Source organism: Burkholderia sp. AU27893, from assembly GCF_002223205.1.
Lineage (GTDB): Bacteria > Pseudomonadota > Gammaproteobacteria > Burkholderiales > Burkholderiaceae > Burkholderia.
This window is the reverse complement of sequence record NZ_NKFD01000002.1, coordinates 539,181-557,835: the sequence shown is the minus strand read 5'-3', so window position 1 is coordinate 557,835 and position 18,655 is coordinate 539,181. Positions and strand designations below refer to the sequence as shown.

The window sequence follows — 18,655 nt, the reverse complement described above, 5'->3', positions numbered from 1 at the left end:
ATGCATTCGCATCCCGAAGCCGCCGACACGCTGATCGTCGGCGCGCAGCTTTACGACGGTACCGGCGCGCCGCCCGTCACGCGCGACGTCGCGATTCGCAACGGCCTGATCGCGGCGATCGGCAACCTGTCGAACTGGCTGGCCGAGAACGTCGTCGATGCGAACGGCCGCGCGCTCGCGCCGGGCTTCGTCGACGTGCACACGCATGACGATACGCACGTGATCCGCGCACCGGAGATGATCCCGAAGATCTCGCAGGGCGTGACGACCGTGATCGTCGGCAACTGCGGGATCAGCGCGTCGCCGGTGACGCTCGCGGGCGATCCGCCCGATCCGATGAACCTGCTCGGCGAGCGCGGTGCGTTCCAGTACCCGACCTTCGCCGACTACGTCGCGGCCGTGAACGGCGCGCGTCCGGCGGTGAACGTCGCGGCGCTCGTCGGCCACACGGCGCTGCGCAACAACCAGATGGACCGCCTCGACCGCGCGGCGACCGACGGCGAGATCGCCGGCATGCGCGCGCAGCTCGAGGAGGCGCTCGCGAACGGCGCGCTCGGCCTGTCGTCGGGCCTCGCATATGGTTCCGCGTTCGCGGCGCCGGCCGAAGAGGTGATGGCGCTCGCCGAGCCGCTCGCGAATGCGGGCGCGCTGTACACCACGCACATGCGCACCGAGTTCGACGCGATCCTCGATGCGATGGAGGAGGCGTATCAGGTCGGCCGCCATGCACGCGTGCCCGTCGTGATCTCGCACCTGAAGTGCGCAGGCCCGTCGAACTGGGGGCGCAGCACCGAGGTGCTCGCGTCGCTCGAAGGCGCGCGCCGCTACCAGCCGGTCGGCTGCGACTGCTATCCGTACAGCCGCAGCTCGTCGACGCTCGACCTGAAGCAGGTGACGGGCGACATCGACATCACGATCACGTGGTCGGAGCCGCACCCGGAAGTGGCGGGCAAGCTGCTGAAGACGATCGCGGCCGAGTGGGGCGTGACCGAGCAGGAAGCCGCGCAGCGCATCCGCCCGGCGGGCGCGGTGTACCACAACATGTCCGAGGACGACGTGCGCCGGATCCTGTCGCATCCCGCGACGATGGTCGGCTCCGACGGCCTGCCGAACGATCCGCTGCCGCACCCGCGGCTGTGGGGCGCGTTCCCGCGCGTGCTCGGCCACTACGTGCGCGACACGAACCTGCTGCCGCTCGAGGAAGCGATCCGCAAGATGACATCGCTGTCCGCGCGCCGCTACGGGCTCGCGCGGCGCGGCGAGGTGCACGTGGGCTACCACGCGGATCTCGTGCTGTTCGACCCGGCGAGCGTGATCGATGCCGCGACGTTCGAGAAGCCGCAGCAGCCCGCGCACGGGATCGACGCCGTGTGGGTGAACGGCGTGCTCACTTATGAAAACGGCCAGCCGACCGGCGAGCGCGCCGGCGGCTTCGTCGCGCGCGGCGAGCGCGTGCCGGCGAGTGCCGACGCCGCGTTCTGAACGCGGTGGTTGTTCCGATCTGCCGCGCGCGCCGTCGTCGGTGCGCGCATCCGTAACCGTGCGTTGCATGGGGCCGGAGCAGGCGCTGAAGCGCCGGCTCCGGCCGACAAACAAGGAGAGAAACGATGAAGCGATATGGCGTAGGCGAAGCGAAGGGCACGGGCGGCCAGGTGATGCCGTTCGCACGCGCGGTCGAGGCCGACGGCTGGCTGTACGTGTCGGGCCAGACGCCGATGGTGAATGGCGAGGTCGTCGAAGGCGGCATCGTCACGCAGTCGAAGCAGACGATCGAGAACGTGATCGCGATCCTGAAGGAAGCCGGTTACGGCCTCGAGCACGTCGTGCGCTGCGGCGTGTGGCTCGACGACGCGCGCGATTTCGCGTCGTTCAACAAGGTGTTCATTTCGTACTTCGGCGAGCATCCGCCGGCACGCGCGTGCGTGCAGTCGAGCATGGTCATCGACTGCAAGGTCGAGGTCGACTGCATCGCGTACAAGGCGCCGGCGAAGTAACGCCGCCACGAGGAGCCGCTACGCAACGGGCCCGGCGCATTCACGTGCGCCGGGCCCGTTTTTCATGTGCAGGGCACCGGTCGACTGGCCGATGGCGCTTCCGAGGCCACAACCGCCGCAACGCATCCCGTCCGTTCATGTAATGTGCCGCATGACCTTATGGGGAGGACATGCATGAAATGGGCTGCGCTGGTGCCGGAGCTGATCTGCTCGGACCTTGCCGGAAGCGTTCGGTTCTATCGTGACGTGCTCGGATTCCGGATCCGCTTCGAGCGTCCGGAAGACGGTTTCGCCTATCTCGAGAGCGGGGGCGCTCAGCTGATGCTCGAGCAATACAGCCCGGAGAGCTGGCTGACCGGCCCGCTGGAGCCGCCGCTCGGGCGCGGGATCAACTTTCAGATCGAGGTCGATGCGCTCGAGCCCATCCTCGACAGGATTCACGCCGCGGGCGTGACGCTGTTCGTCGAGCCGCGCACGTCCTGGTATCGGGAGGACGAGATCGAGCATGGCCAGATCGAGATGCTGGTGCAGGATCCCGACGGCTACTTGTTGCGCCTGGTGGAGATTCTTCCGGAGCGGCCGGTGAGCAGGTGAGGGCTGTCCGCGCGTCTCCTGCACAATGAAAAACAGCCCGGCCGGTTTAACCCGGCCGAGCTGTTCTTGTCTGGGGTGGTCGCCGCGCGTTGCCGACTGCGAACCGCGGCGGCCGCCAGCCGCCGTCACTGCCGCGCATTACGCGCGTTATCCGGCATCGGCTGGTTGTAGTTGGTGCGGAACGGGTTGATGTCGAGCCCGCCGCGGCGCGTATAACGCGCATACACCGCGAGCTTCACCGGTTTGCACGCGTGCAGGATGTCGAGGAAGATCCGCTCGACGCACTGCTCGTGAAAGCCCGTGTGATTGCGGAACGAGATGATGTAGCGCAGCAGGCCCGCGTGGTCGATCTGCGGCCCGACGTAGTGGATCTGCACGCTGCCCCAGTCGGGCTGGCCGGTGACCGGGCAGTTCGAGCGCAGCAGGTCGGACACGAGCGTTTCCTCGACCGGCGCTTCGTCTTCAGCGGCCGACAGCAGCGACGGATCGGGTTCGTACACGTCGGTGTCGAGGTCGAGCCGGTCGAGCGACAGCCCGTCGAGCTCGTCCATCTCGAGCTTGCCGAAATCGTGCGGCGACACGAGCTGCACGGACACGGTCGCGCCGCACGCGGCTGATACGTCGCGCTTCAGCACGTCGCGCACTGCGTCGATCGAATCGAATTTCGTCTGCGCGAACGAGCCGAGATACAGCTTGAACGACTTCGATTCGACGATGTTCGGCGATTCGGCGGGCACATAGAACGTCGCCACCGCGATCTGCGGCTTGCCGCGCGCGTTGAGCCACGACAGCTCGTAGGCGTTCCAGATGTCGGTGCCGAAGAACGGCAGCGCCGACGTGATGCCGAGCTGTTCGCGCGCGCCGGCGCGCGGGATCGGGAACAGCAGCGACGCGTCGTACTGGGCGGCGTAGACGGTGGCCTTGCCGAGCGGGGAATGTTCGGGATTCATGCGTGACGCCTTTACGACAGGAAGAGGCGGTAAGCCGGGTTGGCGCTCTCCTCGACATACGGATAGCCGAGTGCCGCGAGGAAGCGTTCGAATTCGGCGCGATCCGCCTGCGGCACCTGCAGCCCGACGAGGATCGAGCTGTAGTCCGCGCCCTGGTTACGGTAGTGGAACAGGCTGATGTTCCAGTCCGGCGCCATCGACGACAGGAACTTCATCAGCGCGCCCGGGCGCTCCGGGAATTCGAAGCGGAACAGGCGCTCGTCGAGCGCGAGCGGCGAACGGCCGCCCACCATGTAGCGGATGTGTTCCTTCGACAGCTCGTCGTGCGTCAGGTCGACGCTCTTGAAGCCGTGCGATTCGAAGTTCGCGGCGATCTCGGCCGATTCGCCGCGGCGCTTGATCTGCACGCCGACGAAGATGTGCGCGGCCTGCGCATCGGCGATCCGGTAGTTGAACTCGGTGACGTTGCGGTCGCCGACGAGCGAGCAGAAGCGCTTGAAGCTGCCGCGCTCCTCGGGGATCGTGACGGCGAACACGGCTTCGCGCGCTTCACCCACTTCCGCGCGCTCGGCGACGAAGCGCATCCGGTCGAAGTTCATGTTCGCGCCGGACGTGACCGCGACGAGCGTCTGGTTCTCGATGCCTTCGCGTTCCGCGTAGAGCTTCGCGCCCGCGACCGCGAGCGCGCCGGACGGCTCCAGCACGCTGCGCGTATCCTGGAAGACGTCCTTGATCGCCGCGCACAGTGCGTCGGTGTTCACCGTCACGACGCCGTCGAGGTATTCGCTGCAGAGCCGGAAGGTTTCCTCGCCGACCAGCTTCACGGCGGTGCCGTCCGCGAACAGGCCGACCTCGCTCAGCTCGACACGCTTGCCGGCTTCCAGCGACTGCGCCATCGCGCACGAATCCTCGGCCTGCACGCCGATCACCTTGATCTCCGGGCGCACCGCCTTCACGTAGGCCGCGACGCCGGACGCGAGCCCGCCGCCGCCGATCGGCACGAAGATCGCGTGGATCGGGCCCTGGTGCTGGCGCAGGATTTCCATCGCGATCGTGCCCTGGCCGGCGATCACGTACGGATCGTCGAACGGGTGGACGAACGTGAGGCCGCGCTCTTCCTGCACCTTGACCGCGTGTGCATACGCGTCGCTGTACGACTCGCCGGCCTGGATCACCTCGACGCTCGGGCCGCCGTGCGCACGCACCGCATCGACCTTCACCTGCGGCGTCGTGACGGGCACGACGATCACGGCCTTGACGCCCATCCGGGCCGCCGAGAACGCGACACCCTGCGCGTGGTTGCCGGCCGACGCCGTAATCACGCCGCGCGCGAGCGCTTCCGCCGGAATGTGCGCCATCTTGTTGTACGCGCCGCGCAGCTTGAACGAGAACACCGGCTGGTTGTCCTCGCGCTTCAGGTAGACGGCATTGCGCAGGCGGGCCGACAGGTTGCGGGCGGATTCGAGTTCCGTCTCGATCGCGACGTCGTAGACGCGCGCGGTGAGGATTTTCTTCAGGTAATCGTGGGATGCCATGGGCGCTCGCGTGCAGTACGGAAAGCAGACGGTAAAGGATCAATGATAGCGCCAAGGGTCTGCCTGCACGCAAGCGGCATGCCGAGCGGGGGCTCGCGGGGCCGTGCGGGCGGGCGTCGGCGAGCGCGCGCCGCCTTTTTACCGGCTTAACCGGACGGTTACCGACCGGACGGACGGCGAATGATCGCATGAAATCGCGCCGAGCCAGGCCTGGCGCGGCTCGCGGGGATAGCCCCACGACCTGTCCGACGTGTCACGCGTGGCCCGATCATGGGTTAGAATTCCGTTTTGAATCAAGGATCGGAAGATGCAGAGGCACCCTCGGATCGCACCGTTGAAGCCGACGCCGCGCGCAGCCAGCCCCGCGGCCGAACGGCATGCGCGCCGCGCGCGATCGTGCTGATCGTTCCGAGTGCCGCCAGGCCCTGTCGCCGGCCAGGAGGGGCGAGTCGCCCGCTCCGGCCCCATGAAGGACAGCCGCGCGCCTGGTAACAGAACAGATTTCCCCAAGATTGCGCCCACGCGCTTGCCGACGCCCGTGCACGGTGTATCGGCCCTCCGAGTCGTCCGAACATGAACGCACCACAAGTTTTCGATCCGCATGGCGCGGCCGCCGCCGTCGCCGCCGACCCCGCGCCCCGCTTGCGCGAGATTCCCTACAACTACACGTCCTTCTCGGATCGCGAGATCGTGATCCGCCTGCTCGGCGAAGAAGCGTGGTCGGTGCTCGACGAATTGCGCGCCGAGCGCCGTACGGGCCGCTCGGCACGGATGCTGTATGAAGTGCTCGGCGACATCTGGGTCGTGCGCCGCAACCCGTACCTGCAGGACGACCTGCTCGACAACCCGAAGCGCCGCGCGCTGCTGATCGAGGCGCTGAACCACCGCCTCACCGAAATCGGCAAGCGCCGCAGCGCGGATCTCACCGAGCACCGCGACGATGCGGGCCGTGAGCGCGCGTCGCGCGTCGAGATGCTCGAAACCGCCGCGCAGCGAGCGGTCAACGAGTTCGCCGACGAATTCGAGAAGATGGCCGACCTGCGCCGCCGCGCGACCAAGGCGCTCGGCCGCTGCACGCAGAAGGACAACATCCGTTTCGACGGGCTGTCGCGCGTGTCGCACGTGACCGACGCGACCGACTGGCGTGTCGAATACCCGTTCGTCGTGCTGACCCCCGATAGCGAAGCCGAGATCGCCGGCCTCATCAAGGCCTGCTTCGAGCTCGGCCTGACCGTGATCCCGCGTGGCGGCGGCACCGGCTACACGGGCGGCGCGGTGCCGCTCACGCCGTTCTCCGCCGTCATCAACACCGAAAAGCTCGAGCAACTCGGCGCGGTCGAGCTGACCGAACTGCCGGGCGTCGCGCACAAGGTGCCGACGATCTTCTCCGGCGCGGGCGTCGTCACGCGCCGCGTGACCGAGGCGGCGGAAGCGGCGGGCTACGTGTTCGCGGTCGACCCGACCTCGCTCGACGCATCGTGCATCGGCGGCAACGTCGCGATGAACGCGGGCGGCAAGAAGGCCGTGCTGTGGGGCACCGCGCTCGACAACCTGGCCTGGTGGCGGATGGTCGACCCGGACGGCAACTGGCTCGAAGTCACGCGCCACGAGCACAACCAGGGCAAGATCCACGACATCGCGGTCGCGCGTTTCGAGCTGAAGTGGTTCGACGGCGCGTATGCGCCGGGCGAGAAGCTGCTGAAGAGCGAGATGCTCGAGATCGAAGGCCGCCGGTTCCGCAAGGAAGGGCTCGGCAAGGACGTGACCGACAAGTTCCTCGCCGGCCTGCCGGGCGTGCAGAAGGAAGGCTGCGACGGGCTCATCACGTCCGCGCGCTGGGTGCTGCACAAGATGCCCGCGCACACGCGCACCGTCTGCCTCGAATTCTTCGGCCAGGCGCGCGAGGCGATCCCGAGCATCGTCGAGATCAAGGATTACCTGTTCGAAACGTCGAAGCAGGGCGGCGCGATCCTCGCGGGCCTCGAGCACCTCGACGAGCGCTACCTGCGCGCGGTCGGCTACGCGACCAAGAGCAAGCGCAATGCCTTCCCCAAGATGGTGCTGATCGGCGACATCGTCGGCGACGATGCCGATGCGGTCGCGCATGCCACGTCCGAAGTGATCCGGATGGCGAACGGCAAGAGCGGCGAAGGCTTCGTCGCGGTCAGCGCGGAGGCGCGCAAGCGCTTCTGGCTCGACCGCAGCCGCACGGCCGCGATCGCGAAGCACACGAACGCGTTCAAGATCAACGAAGACGTCGTGATCCCGCTGAACCGGATGGGCGAGTACACCGACGGCATCGAGCGGATCAACATCGAGCTGTCGCTGAAGAACAAGCTGCAGCTCGTCGATGCGCTGGAAGCGTTTTTCCGTGCCGGCAACCTGCCGCTCGGCAAGACCGACGACGCGAACGAGATCCCGAGCGCCGAACTGCTCGAGGACCGGGTCCAGCAGGCGCTGGAGCTGCTCAAGCGCGTGCGTGCCCGCTGGGAATTCGTGCGCGACCGGCTCGACCAGCCGCTGCGCGAGGCGCAGCACTACCTCGTGCAACTCGGCTACGAGGCGCTTGCCGAGAAGTTCGCCGATCGCGCGGACGAGCAGCCGGGCGCGACCGTGTTCCACGTCACGCAGGACCGCACGGTCCGCATCTCGTGGAAGCAGGAGATCCGCGCCGAACTGCGCGCGATCTTCAACGGGGGCGCGTTCAAGCAGATCCTCGACGAGGCGCAGGCGATCCACAAGCAGGTGCTGCGCGGCCGCGTGTTCGTCGCGCTGCACATGCACGCCGGCGACGGCAACGTCCACACCAACCTGCCGGTCAACTCCGACAACTACGAGATGCTGCAGGACGCCCACGCGGCGGTCGCACGCATCATGACGCTCGCGCGTTCGCTCGACGGCGTGATTTCCGGCGAGCACGGCATCGGCATCACGAAGCTCGAGTTCCTGACCGACGACGAGATCGCCGAATTCCGCGCGTACAAGCAGCGCGTCGACCCGAACGGCCGCTTCAACAAGGGCAAGCTGCTCGAAGGCGCCGATCTGCGCAACGCGTATACGCCGAGCTTCGGGCTGATGGGGTACGAGTCGCTGATCATGAAGCAGTCCGATATCGGCGCGATTGCCGATTCGGTGAAGGACTGCCTGCGCTGCGGCAAGTGCAAGCCGGTGTGCGCGACGCACGTGCCGCGCGCGAACCTGCTGTACAGCCCGCGCAACAAGATCCTCGCAACCTCGCTGCTGGTCGAGGCGTTCCTGTACGAGGAACAGACGCGCCGCGGCGTGTCGATCAAGCACTGGGACGAGTTCAACGACGTGGCGGACCACTGCACGGTGTGCCACAAGTGCGCGACGCCGTGCCCGGTGAAGATCGACTTCGGCGACGTCACGATGAACATGCGCAACCTGTTGCGCAAGATGGGCAAGAAGAAGTTCAACGCCGGCAATGCGGCGGGCATGTTCTTCCTGAACGCGACCAACCCGCAGACGATCAACGTCGCGCGCAGCGTGATGATGGGCGCCGGCTATAAGGTGCAGCGCTTCGCGAACGACATGCTGAGGAAGGTCGTGACGAAGCAGACGCAGCACCCGCCGGCGACGGTCGGCAAGCCGCCCGTGGTCGAGCAGGTGATCCACTTCGTCAACAAGAAGATGCCGGGCAACCTGCCGAAGAAGACGGCGCGCGCGCTGCTCGACATCGAGGACAACAAGATCGTGCCGATCATCCGCAATCCGAAGTCGACCACCGTCGATTCGGAAGCGGTGTTCTACTTCCCTGGCTGCGGCTCCGAGCGCCTGTTCTCGCAGGTCGGGCTGGCCACGCAGGCGATGCTGTGGGAAGCCGGCGTGCAGACGGTGTTGCCGCCGGGCTACCTGTGCTGCGGCTATCCGCAGCGCGGCTCGGGCCAGTACGACAAGGCCGAGAAGATCGTCACCGACAACCGCGTGCTGTTCCACCGGGTCGCGAACACGCTGAACTACCTCGACATCAAGACGGTGGTCGTGTCGTGCGGCACCTGCTATGACCAGCTCGCCGGCTACGAATTCGACAAGATCTTCCCGGGCTGCCGGATCATCGACATCCACGAGTTCCTGCTCGAGAAGGGGATGAAGCTCGATGGCGTGACGGGCACGCGCTACATGTATCACGACCCGTGCCACACGCCGATCAAGACGATGGACCCGGTGAAGCTCGTCAACGAGCTGATGGGCTCGGAAAAGGACGGCTACAAGATCGAGAAGAACGAGCGCTGCTGCGGCGAATCGGGCACGCTCGCGGTCACGCGCCCGGACGTGTCGACGCAGGTCCGCTTCCGCAAGGAAGAGGAGATCCGCAAGGGTGCCGCGAAGCTGCGCAGCATCCCGGTCGTGGCCGGCAACGCGCCGGCGCCGGCCGCCGCGGCCGCGAACGGCCCGGACGTGAAGATCCTGACCAGTTGCCCGTCGTGCCTGCAGGGCCTGTCGCGCTACAGCGAGGACGCGAACCTCGAAGCCGACTACATCGTGGTCGAAATCGCGCGCCAGGTGCTCGGCGAGAACTGGATGGCCGATTATGTCGCACGTGCGAACAATGGCGGGATCGAGCGCGTGCTGGTCTAATGCGGGCATGACGACCGCCCGACCGGGCTAGGGATGAGCGGGCGCCGGCGCGGCAATGCCGGCGCCCGTCCACATGGGAGCGACGATGGAATGCGTGTTTTGCCGTGAAGACGGCGGCGAAGTGCTCTGGCAGGACGATGCGTTGCGTGTCGTCCTCGCGACGGGCGAGCACGAGTATCCGGGCTTCTGCCGGGTGATCTGGGGCGCGCACGTCGCCGAATTCTCCGATCTCGGCGAGCCCGAGCGGGCACATCTGATGCGCGTGGTCTATGCGGTCGAGCGGGCCGTGCGCCGCGTGATGCAGCCGAACAAGGTGAATCTCGCGAGCCTCGGCAACATGGTGCCGCACGTGCACTGGCACGTGATCCCGCGCTTTTCCAACGACGCCCACTTCCCGCAGCCCGTATGGGCGCCGCGCCAGCGCAGCGTGTCCGAGGCGCTGCTGCGCTCGCGCGCAGCGCAGGCCTCGCTGCTGCACAATGCGGTGCGCGAGGAAATTCAACGCATGACCGATTCGAGGCAGCCATGAGCGGTTTGACTTCCACGACGCCGATTCCGTCCGGCGTCGTCGTGCACGCGGTATCGCGCGTGCTCGAATTGCAGTACCCGAACGGCGACAGTTTCCGGATTCCGTTCGAGCTGATGCGCGTGTATTCGCCGTCGGCCGAGGTGCGCGGCCACGGGCCCGGCCAGGAGACGCTGCAGACGGGCAAGCGCGAAGTGACGATCACCGCGCTCGAGGGCGTCGGCCACTACGCGCTGCAGCCGACGTTTTCCGACGGCCATTCGACCGGCATCTACTCGTGGGACCTGCTGTACGAGCTGGCGACGCAGCAGGACGCGCTGTGGCGCGACTATTTCGACAAACTGAAGGCGGCGGGCGTCGAGCGCGATGCCCCGATGCCGGCGGCGAACGCGTCGCACGGCCACTGCCACTGAATTCGACGGCGCCCGCTCGGCGCCGTCTTGCCATTAACTGAGGATCAACGCGATGAGCAAAACCCACTTCGGCTTCGAAAGCGTCGAGGAAAACGAAAAAGCGAAGAAAGTGGCGGGTGTGTTCCATTCGGTCGCGAGCAACTACGATCTGATGAACGACCTGATGTCGGCGGGCATGCACCGCGCGTGGAAGGCGTTCACGATCGCGCAGGCGAACGTGCGCCCCGGCTTCAAGGTGCTCGATCTCGCGGCCGGCACCGGCGACCTGACCCGGTCGTTCGCGAAGGCGGCCGGGCCGACGGGCGAGGTCTGGCACACGGACATCAACGAATCGATGCTGCGCGTCGGCCGCGACCGGCTGCTCGACAAGGGCATCGTGACGCCGTCGCTGCTGTGTGACGCGGAGAAAATTCCCTTTCCGGACAATTACTTCGATGTGGTCACGGTCGCGTTCGGGCTGCGCAACATGACGCACAAGGATGCCGCGCTGGCCGAGATGCGCCGCGTGACGAAGCCCGGCGGCCGCGTGATGGTGCTGGAATTCTCGAAAGTCTGGGATCCGCTGAAAAAAGCGTACGATCTGTATTCTTTCAAAGTATTACCGTGGCTTGGCGACAAGTTCGCGAAAGATGCTGAAAGTTATCGGTATCTTGCTGAATCTATCCGGATGCACCCCGATCAGGACACGCTGAAGACGATGATGGAACAAGCGGGCCTCGATGCCGTCAAATATTACAATTTGTCAGGTGGCGTGGTAGCTTTACACATGGGAGCCAAGTACTAAGGGGCTCTTCCCATACATTTGTCTTACATTCGGAGAAGCTGATGTTCGAATCGCGTTCGTTGTTCAACCGTAGCAAGCCGTCGAAGCCGTGGGCTCGACGGGTCGGCACGCTGCTGATGGTCGGCCTGCTCACGGCCGGCACGTTCGCATCGCTCGACGCCGAAGCCAAGCGCATGGGCGGCGGGCGCAGCATCGGCCGCCAGAACTCCACCGTCACGCAGCGCCAGGCCACGCCGCCCGCGCAGCAGCCGATGCAGCAGGCCGCGCCGTCGCAGGCCCAGCGGGCGAATCCGGCCGCACCCGCACCGGCTGCGCAGCCTAACCGCTCGCGCTGGCTCGGGCCGATCGCCGGCCTTGCGGCCGGTCTCGGCATCGCGGCGCTGCTGTCGCACTTCGGTCTCGGCGGCGCATTCGCAAGCATGATGGCGAACGTCATCGTGATCGCACTGCTCGCGGCGGTCGGCATCTGGCTGATCCGCAAGTTCATGAACCGTCGTCGTCCGCAGGAGCCGGCGTATTCGGTCGGCGGCTCGGCGTCGTCGTCTGGCGGCTACTCGCAAAGCCCGTCGTTCCAGCAGGGCAGCACCGGCAGCAACTATGCGGGTAGCGGCAGCAGCTACGCGAACGAAGCGCAAGGCGTGTTCGGCGGCGGCGCCGCGGCTGCCGGCGCGGCAGCGGCTGCTGCGGCCGCACCGCTCCAGGTGCCGGCCGGCTTCGACACCGAAGCGTTCCTGCGCAGCTCGAAGGTCTATTTCGTGCGCTTGCAGGCCGCGTGGGACCAGGGCAACCTGGCCGACATCCGCGAGTTCACGACGCCGGAAATGTTCGCCGAGATCAAGATCGACCTCGATTCGCGCGGCAACGAGTCGAACCAGACCGACGTCGTGCAGCTCGACGCGGAACTGGTCGCGATCGAGGATCGCGGCATCGAGCAGTCGGCGAGCGTGCGCTTCCACGGCCTGATCCGCGAATCGGCGAACGCGTCGGCCGCGCCGTTCGACGAGGTGTGGAACCTGTCGAAGTCGGGCAGTCAGGGCTGGCTGCTCGCGGGCATCCAGCAGATCAACACGCACTGAGCGTGACCGGCGGCCCGCGCCGCCGGCACCCGGGCGACGGCCGCCGCACTGCGACCGCTTGCCGCCCGAGTGTGCGGTCAGGCACGGTCTGCCGACGATCCGACGTTACAATAGAAACCCGCGTGGGCGCCCGGCCTGCGCGGGTTTTTTCTTTCCCAGCCCGATGACCTTTGCCGCCAAGCCTTTTGCTGCCGCTGTCAATCACCTGCTCGCCCGCGAATCGTGGGCGCGTGACCGCCTGATTCCCTATTCGGGCAAGACTGCCCGGATCGACGTGCCCCCGGTTACGCTGACGCTGCTGGTGCAGCCCGACGGCTATCTGTCGGCCGTCGACGCGCACGATGCGCAACAGGTCGACGTGTCGATCGCGCTTGCCGGCGACACGGTCGCCGCGTTCCTGCAGGGCGGCCAGGCGGCCGTGATGAAGCACGTGAAGATCGAGGGCGACGCCGAGTTCGCCACGCAGATCGCGAAGCTGGCCGAGCACCTGCGCTGGGAACCTGAAGAAGATCTCGCGAAGCTGGTCGGCGACGCGGCGGCCTACCGGATCGCGACGGTCGTGCGCGACGCCGGCGCGCGCGCGCGACGCACCGGCCGCAACGTGCTCGATTCCGTCGCCGAATACTGGCTCGACGAGAACCCGCAGGTCGTCCGGCGCGCGTCGCTCGGCGGCTTCGACGCCGAACTGGCGCGCGCACGCGATGCGCTCGCACGGGTCGAAAAGCGGGTCGAGCGACTCGAACAAAAAATCGGCGCGCGCACGGGTTCCGGCCCGCGCGGCGCGCACTGAGGGGCCGCAGGGCATGCGCATTTTCCGTTTCATCAAGATTGTCTACACCGTCATCCGCTTTGGCCTCGACGAAGTGATGCTGTCCCGGATCGACGACCGGCGCGTGAAGCTGCTGTTGCGGATCACGACGATCGGCCGCCGCTATTCCGATCCGCCTGCGGTGCGGCTGCGTCACGCGCTCGAAAGCCTCGGCCCGATCTTCGTGAAGTTCGGCCAGGTGCTGTCGACGCGCCGCGACCTGCTGTCGGTCGATTTCGCGAACGAACTCGCGAAGCTGCAGGACCAGGTGCCGCCGTTCGATTCGGCGGTCGCGATCGGGATCATCGAGAAGTCGCTCGGCGCGCCGGTCGACGAGCTGTTCGACGAATTCGAGCGCGAGCCGGTCGCGAGCGCGTCGATCGCGCAGGTGCACTTCGCGAAGCTCAAGCAGGGCCAGCACGCGGGCAAGGCCGTCGCCGTCAAGGTGCTGCGCCCGAACATGCTGTCCGTGATCGACTCCGACCTCGCGCTGATGCGCGACATCGCGATCTGGACCGAGCGCATGTGGGCCGACGGCCGGCGCCTGAAGCCGCGCGAGGTCGTCGCCGAATTCGACAAGTACCTGCACGACGAGCTCGACCTGATGCGCGAGGCCGCCAACGGCAGCCAGCTGCGCCGCAACTTCGCGGGCCTCGACCTGCTGCTCGTGCCCGAGATGTTCTGGGATTTCTCGACGTCGCAGGTGCTCGTGATGGAGCGCATGACCGGCGTGCCGATCAGCCAGGTCGAGACGCTGCGTTCGGCCGGCGTCGACATCAAGAAGCTCGCGCGCGAAGGCGTCGAGATCTTCTTCACGCAGGTGTTCCGCGACGGCTTCTTCCATGCGGACATGCACCCCGGCAACATCCAGGTGAGCCTCGATCCGAACACGTTCGGCCGCTACGTCGCGCTCGATTTCGGGATCGTCGGCGCGCTGTCCGATTTCGACAAGAACTACCTCGCGCAGAACTTCCTCGCGTTCTTCAAGCGTGACTACCACCGCGTCGCGACGCTCCACCTCGAGTCGGGCTGGGTGCCGCCCGAAACGCGCGTCGAGGAACTCGAAAGCGCGATCCGCGCGGTGTGCGAGCCGTATTTCGACCGCGCGCTGAAGGACATCTCGCTCGGTCAGGTGCTGATGCGCCTGTTCTCGACGTCGCGCCGCTTCAACGTCGAGATCCAGCCGCAGCTCGTGCTGCTGCAGAAGACGATGCTGAACGTCGAGGGCCTCGGTCGCTCGCTCGACCCCGAGCTCGACCTGTGGAAGACCGCGAAGCCGTATCTCGAGCGCTGGATGACCGAGCAGATCGGCCTGCGCGGCTGGTACGAGCGCTTCAAGGTCGAGGCGCCGCAGTGGAGCAAGACGCTGCCGCAACTGCCGCGCCTGATCCATCATGCGATGGCCGCACGCCATGACGCGCCGCGTGCCGCGAGCGAAGAGCTGATGCGCCAGATCCTCGTCGAGCAGAAGCGGACGAACCGGCTGATGCAGGCGCTGCTGATCTTCGGCCTTGCCGTCGGCGTCGGGGCGCTCGTCGCGCGTGTGCTGCTGGCGCTCACGTACGGCACGTGACCGAAAGGAGCAGGGCGATGTCCGATCCGAAGCAACCCGCTACACCGTCAGCCGCCGATTTCGCGACGCGCGATCCCGGCAACGCATCGTTCTGGAACGAACGTTTCGAGCGTGGCGTGACGCCGTGGGAATTCGGCGGCGTGCCTGAGGGTTTCCGCGTGTTCGCGCATCGGCTCGAGCCGTGCACGGTGCTGATTCCCGGCTGCGGCAGTGCGCAGGAAGCCGGGTGGCTGGCCGAAGCCGGCTGGCCCGTGCGTGCGATCGATTTCGCCGCGCAGGCGGTGGCGGCCGCGAAGGCGCAGCTCGGCGCGCATGCGGGCGTCGTCGAGCAGGCCGATTTCTTTACGTACCGGCCGCCGTTCGACGTGCAGTGGGTGTACGAGCGTGCGTTCCTGTGCGCGCTGCCGCCGGCCATGCGTGCCGGCTATGCGGCGCGCATGGCCGAGCTGCTGCCTGCTGACGGATTGCTGGCCGGCTATTTCTTCCTGATGGCGAAACCGAAGGGGCCGCCGTTCGGAATCGAGCGTGCCGAACTCGATGCGCTGCTCACGCCGCACTTCGAGCTGATCGAGGATTTGCCCGTGACCGATTCGCTGCCCGTGTTCGAAGGGAACGAGCGCTGGCTCACGTGGCGCCGCCGCTGATGCGCGGGTATCGCGGCCATTGCCGGAGCGCGGCAGGGTTTCGGCTATAATTCAAGGTTTTGCAAGCCGTTTCCAGTTTCCGCGGGAAAAATATCATGCCGATCTACGCCTATCGATGCGAAGCGTGTGGTTTCGCGAAGGACGTGCTCCAGAAGATGAGCGACGCGCCGCTGTCGCAGTGTCCGGAATGCGGGAAGGATGCATTTCGCAAGCAGGTCACTGCCGCGGGCTTCCAGCTGAAGGGTTCGGGTTGGTATGTCACCGATTTCCGTGGCGGTTCGGGCGGCACCAGCGCACCGGCGACGGCGTCGGGCGACGCAGCCCCGGCTGCGGCAACGGACGCCGCGCCCGGCGCGGCCGCGCCGGCTGCATCGAGCAGTTCCGAAAGCACGACGACGAGCGCCGCGCCCGCCCCGGCTGCAGCGCCCGCCGCCGGCAGTTGACCGTCGCGGCCCGGCCGGGCTGCGACCAACCCGCGCCCGCCGGCGCGGTTCATTGACGGCAGATGATGAAAAAGACGACCCTGAAATCGGTGTTTCTGACCGGCCTGCTGGTTCTCGTCCCGCTCGCGATCACGCTGTGGGTGCTCGGCCTCATCATCGGCACGATGGATCAGACACTGCTCCTGCTGCCCGAATCGTGGCAGCCCGAGCGGATGCTCGGCTTCCATCTGCCGGGGATCGGCGCGGTGCTGACGCTCGCGTTCATCTTCGTCGTCGGGCTGGCCACGCAGAACTTCATCGGCCAGAAGCTCGTCACGTGGTGGAACGCCGTGGTGCGTCACATCCCGGTCGTCGGGCCGATCTACACGAGCGTCAAGCAGGTGTCGGACACGCTGCTGTCGAGCAGCGGCAACGCCTTCCGCAAGGCGCTGCTGATCGAATACCCGCGTCGCGGCTCGTATACGATCGCGTTTCTGACCGGCACGCCGGGCGGCGACGTGCTCAATCATCTGACGGAAGAATACGTGAGCGTCTATATCCCGACGACGCCGAACCCGACGTCGGGCTTCTTCCTGATGCTGCCGAAGAGCGAAGTCATCGAACTCGACATGTCGGTCGATGCCGCGCTCAAGTACATCGTCTCGATGGGCGTGGTGGCGCCCCCGGCGCCGGCTCCGGCGCCTGCACGCCGCCCCGTCGAGCCGCCGCTGTAAGTAAAGAATCATCGCCCGGGCCGCGCGTTGCGGCGCCCGTTGATCAAACCGAACGAAAGCAAACATCATGTCGATGCGTACTGAATACTGCGGTCTCGTGACCGAACACCTGCTGGGCCAAACCGTGTCGCTGTGCGGCTGGGTGCAGCGCCGCCGCGATCACGGCGGTGTGATCTTCATCGACCTGCGCGATCGTGAAGGCCTCGTGCAGGTGGTGTGCGACCCGGATCGCGCGGAAATGTTCGCGACCGCCGAAGGCGTGCGCAACGAGTTCTGCGTGCAGATCAAGGGCCTCGTGCGCAACCGTCCGGAAGGCACGGTCAACGCCGGCCTGAAGAGCGGCAAGATCGAAGTGCTGTGCCACGAACTGAACGTGCTGAACGCGTCGGTCACGCCGCCGTTCCAGCTCGACGACGACAACCTGTCGGAAACGACGCGTCTCACGCACCGCGTGCTCGACCTGCGCCGCCCGCAGATGCAGCACAACCTGCGCCTGCGCTACCGCGTGGCGATCGAAGCGCGCAAGTACCTCGACGAGCAGGGCTTCATCGACATCGAAACGCCGATGCTGACGAAGAGCACGCCGGAAGGCGCGCGCGACTACCTCGTGCCGTCGCGCGTGAACGCGGGCCAGTTCTTCGCGCTGCCGCAGTCGCCGCAGCTGTTCAAGCAGCTGCTGATGGTCGCGAACTTCGACCGTTACTACCAGATCACCAAGTGCTTCCGCGACGAAGACCTCCGTGCCGACCGTCAGCCGGAATTCACGCAGATCGACTGCGAAACGTCGTTCCTCGGCGAGCAGGAAATCCGTGACCTGTTCGAAGACATGATCCGTCACATCTTCAAGACGACGATCGACGTCGAGCTCGACGCGAAATTCCCGGTGATGCCGTACTCGGAAGCGATGGCGCGTTTCGGTTCGGACAAGCCGGACCTGCGCGTGCAGCTCGAATTCACCGAGCTGACCGACGCGATGAAGGACGTCGACTTCAAGGTGTTCAGCACGCCGGCCAACGCGAAGGACGGCCGTGTCGCGGCACTGCGCGTGCCGAAGGGCGGCGAGCTGTCGCGTGGCGACATCGACGGCTACACCGAGTTCGTGCGCATCTACGGCGCGAAGGGCCTTGCATGGATCAAGGTCAACGAGAAGGCGAAGGGCCGTGACGGCCTGCAGAGCCCGATCGTCAAGAACCTGCACGACGCATCGATCGCGGCGATCCTCGAGCGCACCGGCGCGCAAGACGGCGACATCATCTTCTTCGCGGCCGACCGCGCGAAGGTCGTCAACGACAGCCTCGGCGCGCTGCGCCTGAAGATCGGCCATTCGGAATTCGGCAAGGCGAACGGTCTCGTCCAGGCCGGCTGGAAGCCGCTGTGGGTCGTCGACTTCCCGATGTTCGAATACGACGACGAAGACGCGCGCTACGTCGCGGCTCACCACCCGTTCACCAGCCCGAAGGACGAGCATCTCGAGTACCTCGAGACGGATCCGGGCCGTTGCCTCGCGAAGGCCTACGACATGGTGCTGAACGGCTGGGAAATCGGCGGCGGCTCGGTGCGTATCCACCGCGAGGAAGTGCAGAGCAAGGTGTTCCGCGCGCTGAAGATCGGTGCTGAAGAAGCCCAGCTCAAGTTCGGCTTCCTGCTGGACGCGCTGCAGTACGGCGCGCCGCCGCACGGCGGTATCGCATTCGGTCTCGACCGCATCGTCACGATGATGGCCGGCGCCGATTCGATCCGCGACGTGATCGCGTTCCCGAAGACGCAGCGTGCGCAGGATCTGCTCACGCAAGCGCCGAGCCCGGTCGACGAGCGTCAGCTGCGCGAGTTGCACATCCGTCTGCGTCAGCCGGAACAACCGAAGGCGTAACGCGCTTCGTACCCGGTCGTGTGTGCGGTCACGCGCACTCGACACCCATGAAACAGGCGCAGCGATGCGCCTGTTTCGTTTTTTGCGGTACAGTCGCAGCACTTGCCGCCCGTTCGGAGCCTTTGCCCGGCGC

At 66.5% G+C, this 18,655-nt stretch carries 16 protein-coding genes; 14 read left to right on the top strand and 2 right to left on the bottom strand.

Annotation, left to right across the window (positions count from 1 at the left end):
• The 3 genes from CFB47_RS15710 (at position 1) to CFB47_RS15700 (ending at position 2,588) form a co-directional block, all read left to right on the top strand.
• The gene (locus tag CFB47_RS15710) at positions 1-1,482 is read left to right on the top strand and encodes an amidohydrolase family protein (protein WP_089461625.1); all 1,482 of its coding nucleotides are present in this window, start codon (positions 1-3) and stop codon (positions 1,480-1,482) included.
• A gap of 125 nt (positions 1,483-1,607) precedes the next feature.
• Complete coding sequence (locus CFB47_RS15705; protein ID WP_011353171.1) at positions 1,608-1,994, top strand: RidA family protein; 387 nt, start codon at positions 1,608-1,610, stop codon at positions 1,992-1,994.
• 174 nt (positions 1,995-2,168) lie between these two features.
• A complete protein-coding gene (locus CFB47_RS15700; protein ID WP_089461827.1) occupies positions 2,169-2,588 on the top strand; it encodes a VOC family protein in 420 nt (139 codons plus the stop codon).
• A gap of 125 nt (positions 2,589-2,713) precedes the next feature.
• Here CFB47_RS15700 and queF read toward each other — a convergent pair whose 3' ends face one another.
• Positions 2,714-3,538: an NADPH-dependent 7-cyano-7-deazaguanine reductase QueF gene (gene queF / locus CFB47_RS15695; protein ID WP_089426312.1), complete on the bottom strand. Its 825-nt coding sequence runs from the start codon at positions 3,536-3,538 to the stop codon at positions 2,714-2,716.
• 11 nt (positions 3,539-3,549) lie between these two features.
• On the bottom strand, positions 3,550-5,073 hold the full coding sequence (gene ilvA, locus CFB47_RS15690; protein ID WP_089440998.1) for a threonine ammonia-lyase, biosynthetic: 1,524 nt from the start codon (positions 5,071-5,073) through the stop codon (positions 3,550-3,552).
• Positions 5,074-5,646: 573 nt separating this feature from the next.
• Here ilvA and CFB47_RS15680 point away from each other — a divergent pair.
• The 11 genes from CFB47_RS15680 to aspS all read left to right on the top strand — a co-directional run bounded on the left by CFB47_RS15680 (position 5,647) and on the right by aspS (position 18,522).
• Positions 5,647-9,672, top strand: a complete 4,026-nt coding sequence (locus CFB47_RS15680; RefSeq protein WP_089461624.1) for a DUF3683 domain-containing protein — start codon at positions 5,647-5,649, stop codon at positions 9,670-9,672.
• An 85-nt stretch (positions 9,673-9,757) separates the two neighbouring features.
• Positions 9,758-10,201 carry an HIT family protein gene (locus CFB47_RS15675; RefSeq protein WP_059465769.1) on the top strand — a complete coding sequence of 148 codons (444 nt, stop codon included), beginning with the start codon at positions 9,758-9,760 and terminating at the stop codon, positions 10,199-10,201.
• Positions 10,198-10,611, top strand: coding sequence for a gamma-butyrobetaine hydroxylase-like domain-containing protein (locus CFB47_RS15670; protein WP_089426307.1), 414 nt, complete (start codon positions 10,198-10,200; stop codon positions 10,609-10,611). The genes CFB47_RS15675 and CFB47_RS15670 overlap by 4 nt, the downstream gene beginning before the upstream one ends.
• 52 nt (positions 10,612-10,663) lie before the next feature.
• Complete coding sequence (ubiE, locus tag CFB47_RS15665) at positions 10,664-11,395, top strand: bifunctional demethylmenaquinone methyltransferase/2-methoxy-6-polyprenyl-1,4-benzoquinol methylase UbiE (protein WP_039360112.1); 732 nt, start codon at positions 10,664-10,666, stop codon at positions 11,393-11,395.
• 41 nt (positions 11,396-11,436) lie between these two features.
• On the top strand, positions 11,437-12,471 hold the full coding sequence (locus CFB47_RS15660) for a Tim44 domain-containing protein (RefSeq protein WP_089440996.1): 1,035 nt from the start codon (positions 11,437-11,439) through the stop codon (positions 12,469-12,471).
• Between the two features lie 163 nt (positions 12,472-12,634).
• Positions 12,635-13,261 (top strand): SCP2 domain-containing protein, encoded by a 627-nt coding sequence (locus CFB47_RS15655; protein WP_069248831.1) that lies wholly within the window; start codon positions 12,635-12,637, stop codon positions 13,259-13,261.
• Positions 13,262-13,274: 13 nt separating this feature from the next.
• Positions 13,275-14,852: a ubiquinone biosynthesis regulatory protein kinase UbiB gene (gene ubiB / locus CFB47_RS15650; protein ID WP_089440995.1), complete on the top strand. Its 1,578-nt coding sequence runs from the start codon at positions 13,275-13,277 to the stop codon at positions 14,850-14,852.
• Positions 14,853-14,869: 17 nt separating this feature from the next.
• Positions 14,870-15,496 (top strand): SAM-dependent methyltransferase, encoded by a 627-nt coding sequence (locus tag CFB47_RS15645; RefSeq protein ID WP_089461623.1) that lies wholly within the window; start codon positions 14,870-14,872, stop codon positions 15,494-15,496.
• 95 nt (positions 15,497-15,591) lie between these two features.
• Positions 15,592-15,939 carry an FmdB family zinc ribbon protein gene (locus CFB47_RS15640; RefSeq protein ID WP_089461622.1) on the top strand — a complete coding sequence of 116 codons (348 nt, stop codon included), beginning with the start codon at positions 15,592-15,594 and terminating at the stop codon, positions 15,937-15,939.
• Positions 15,940-16,001: 62 nt separating this feature from the next.
• Positions 16,002-16,652 (top strand): DUF502 domain-containing protein, encoded by a 651-nt coding sequence (locus CFB47_RS15635; protein WP_069248829.1) that lies wholly within the window; start codon positions 16,002-16,004, stop codon positions 16,650-16,652.
• A gap of 67 nt (positions 16,653-16,719) precedes the next feature.
• On the top strand, positions 16,720-18,522 hold the full coding sequence (gene aspS, locus CFB47_RS15630; RefSeq protein ID WP_089440992.1) for an aspartate--tRNA ligase: 1,803 nt from the start codon (positions 16,720-16,722) through the stop codon (positions 18,520-18,522).
• Positions 18,523-18,655 lie beyond the last annotated feature (133 nt).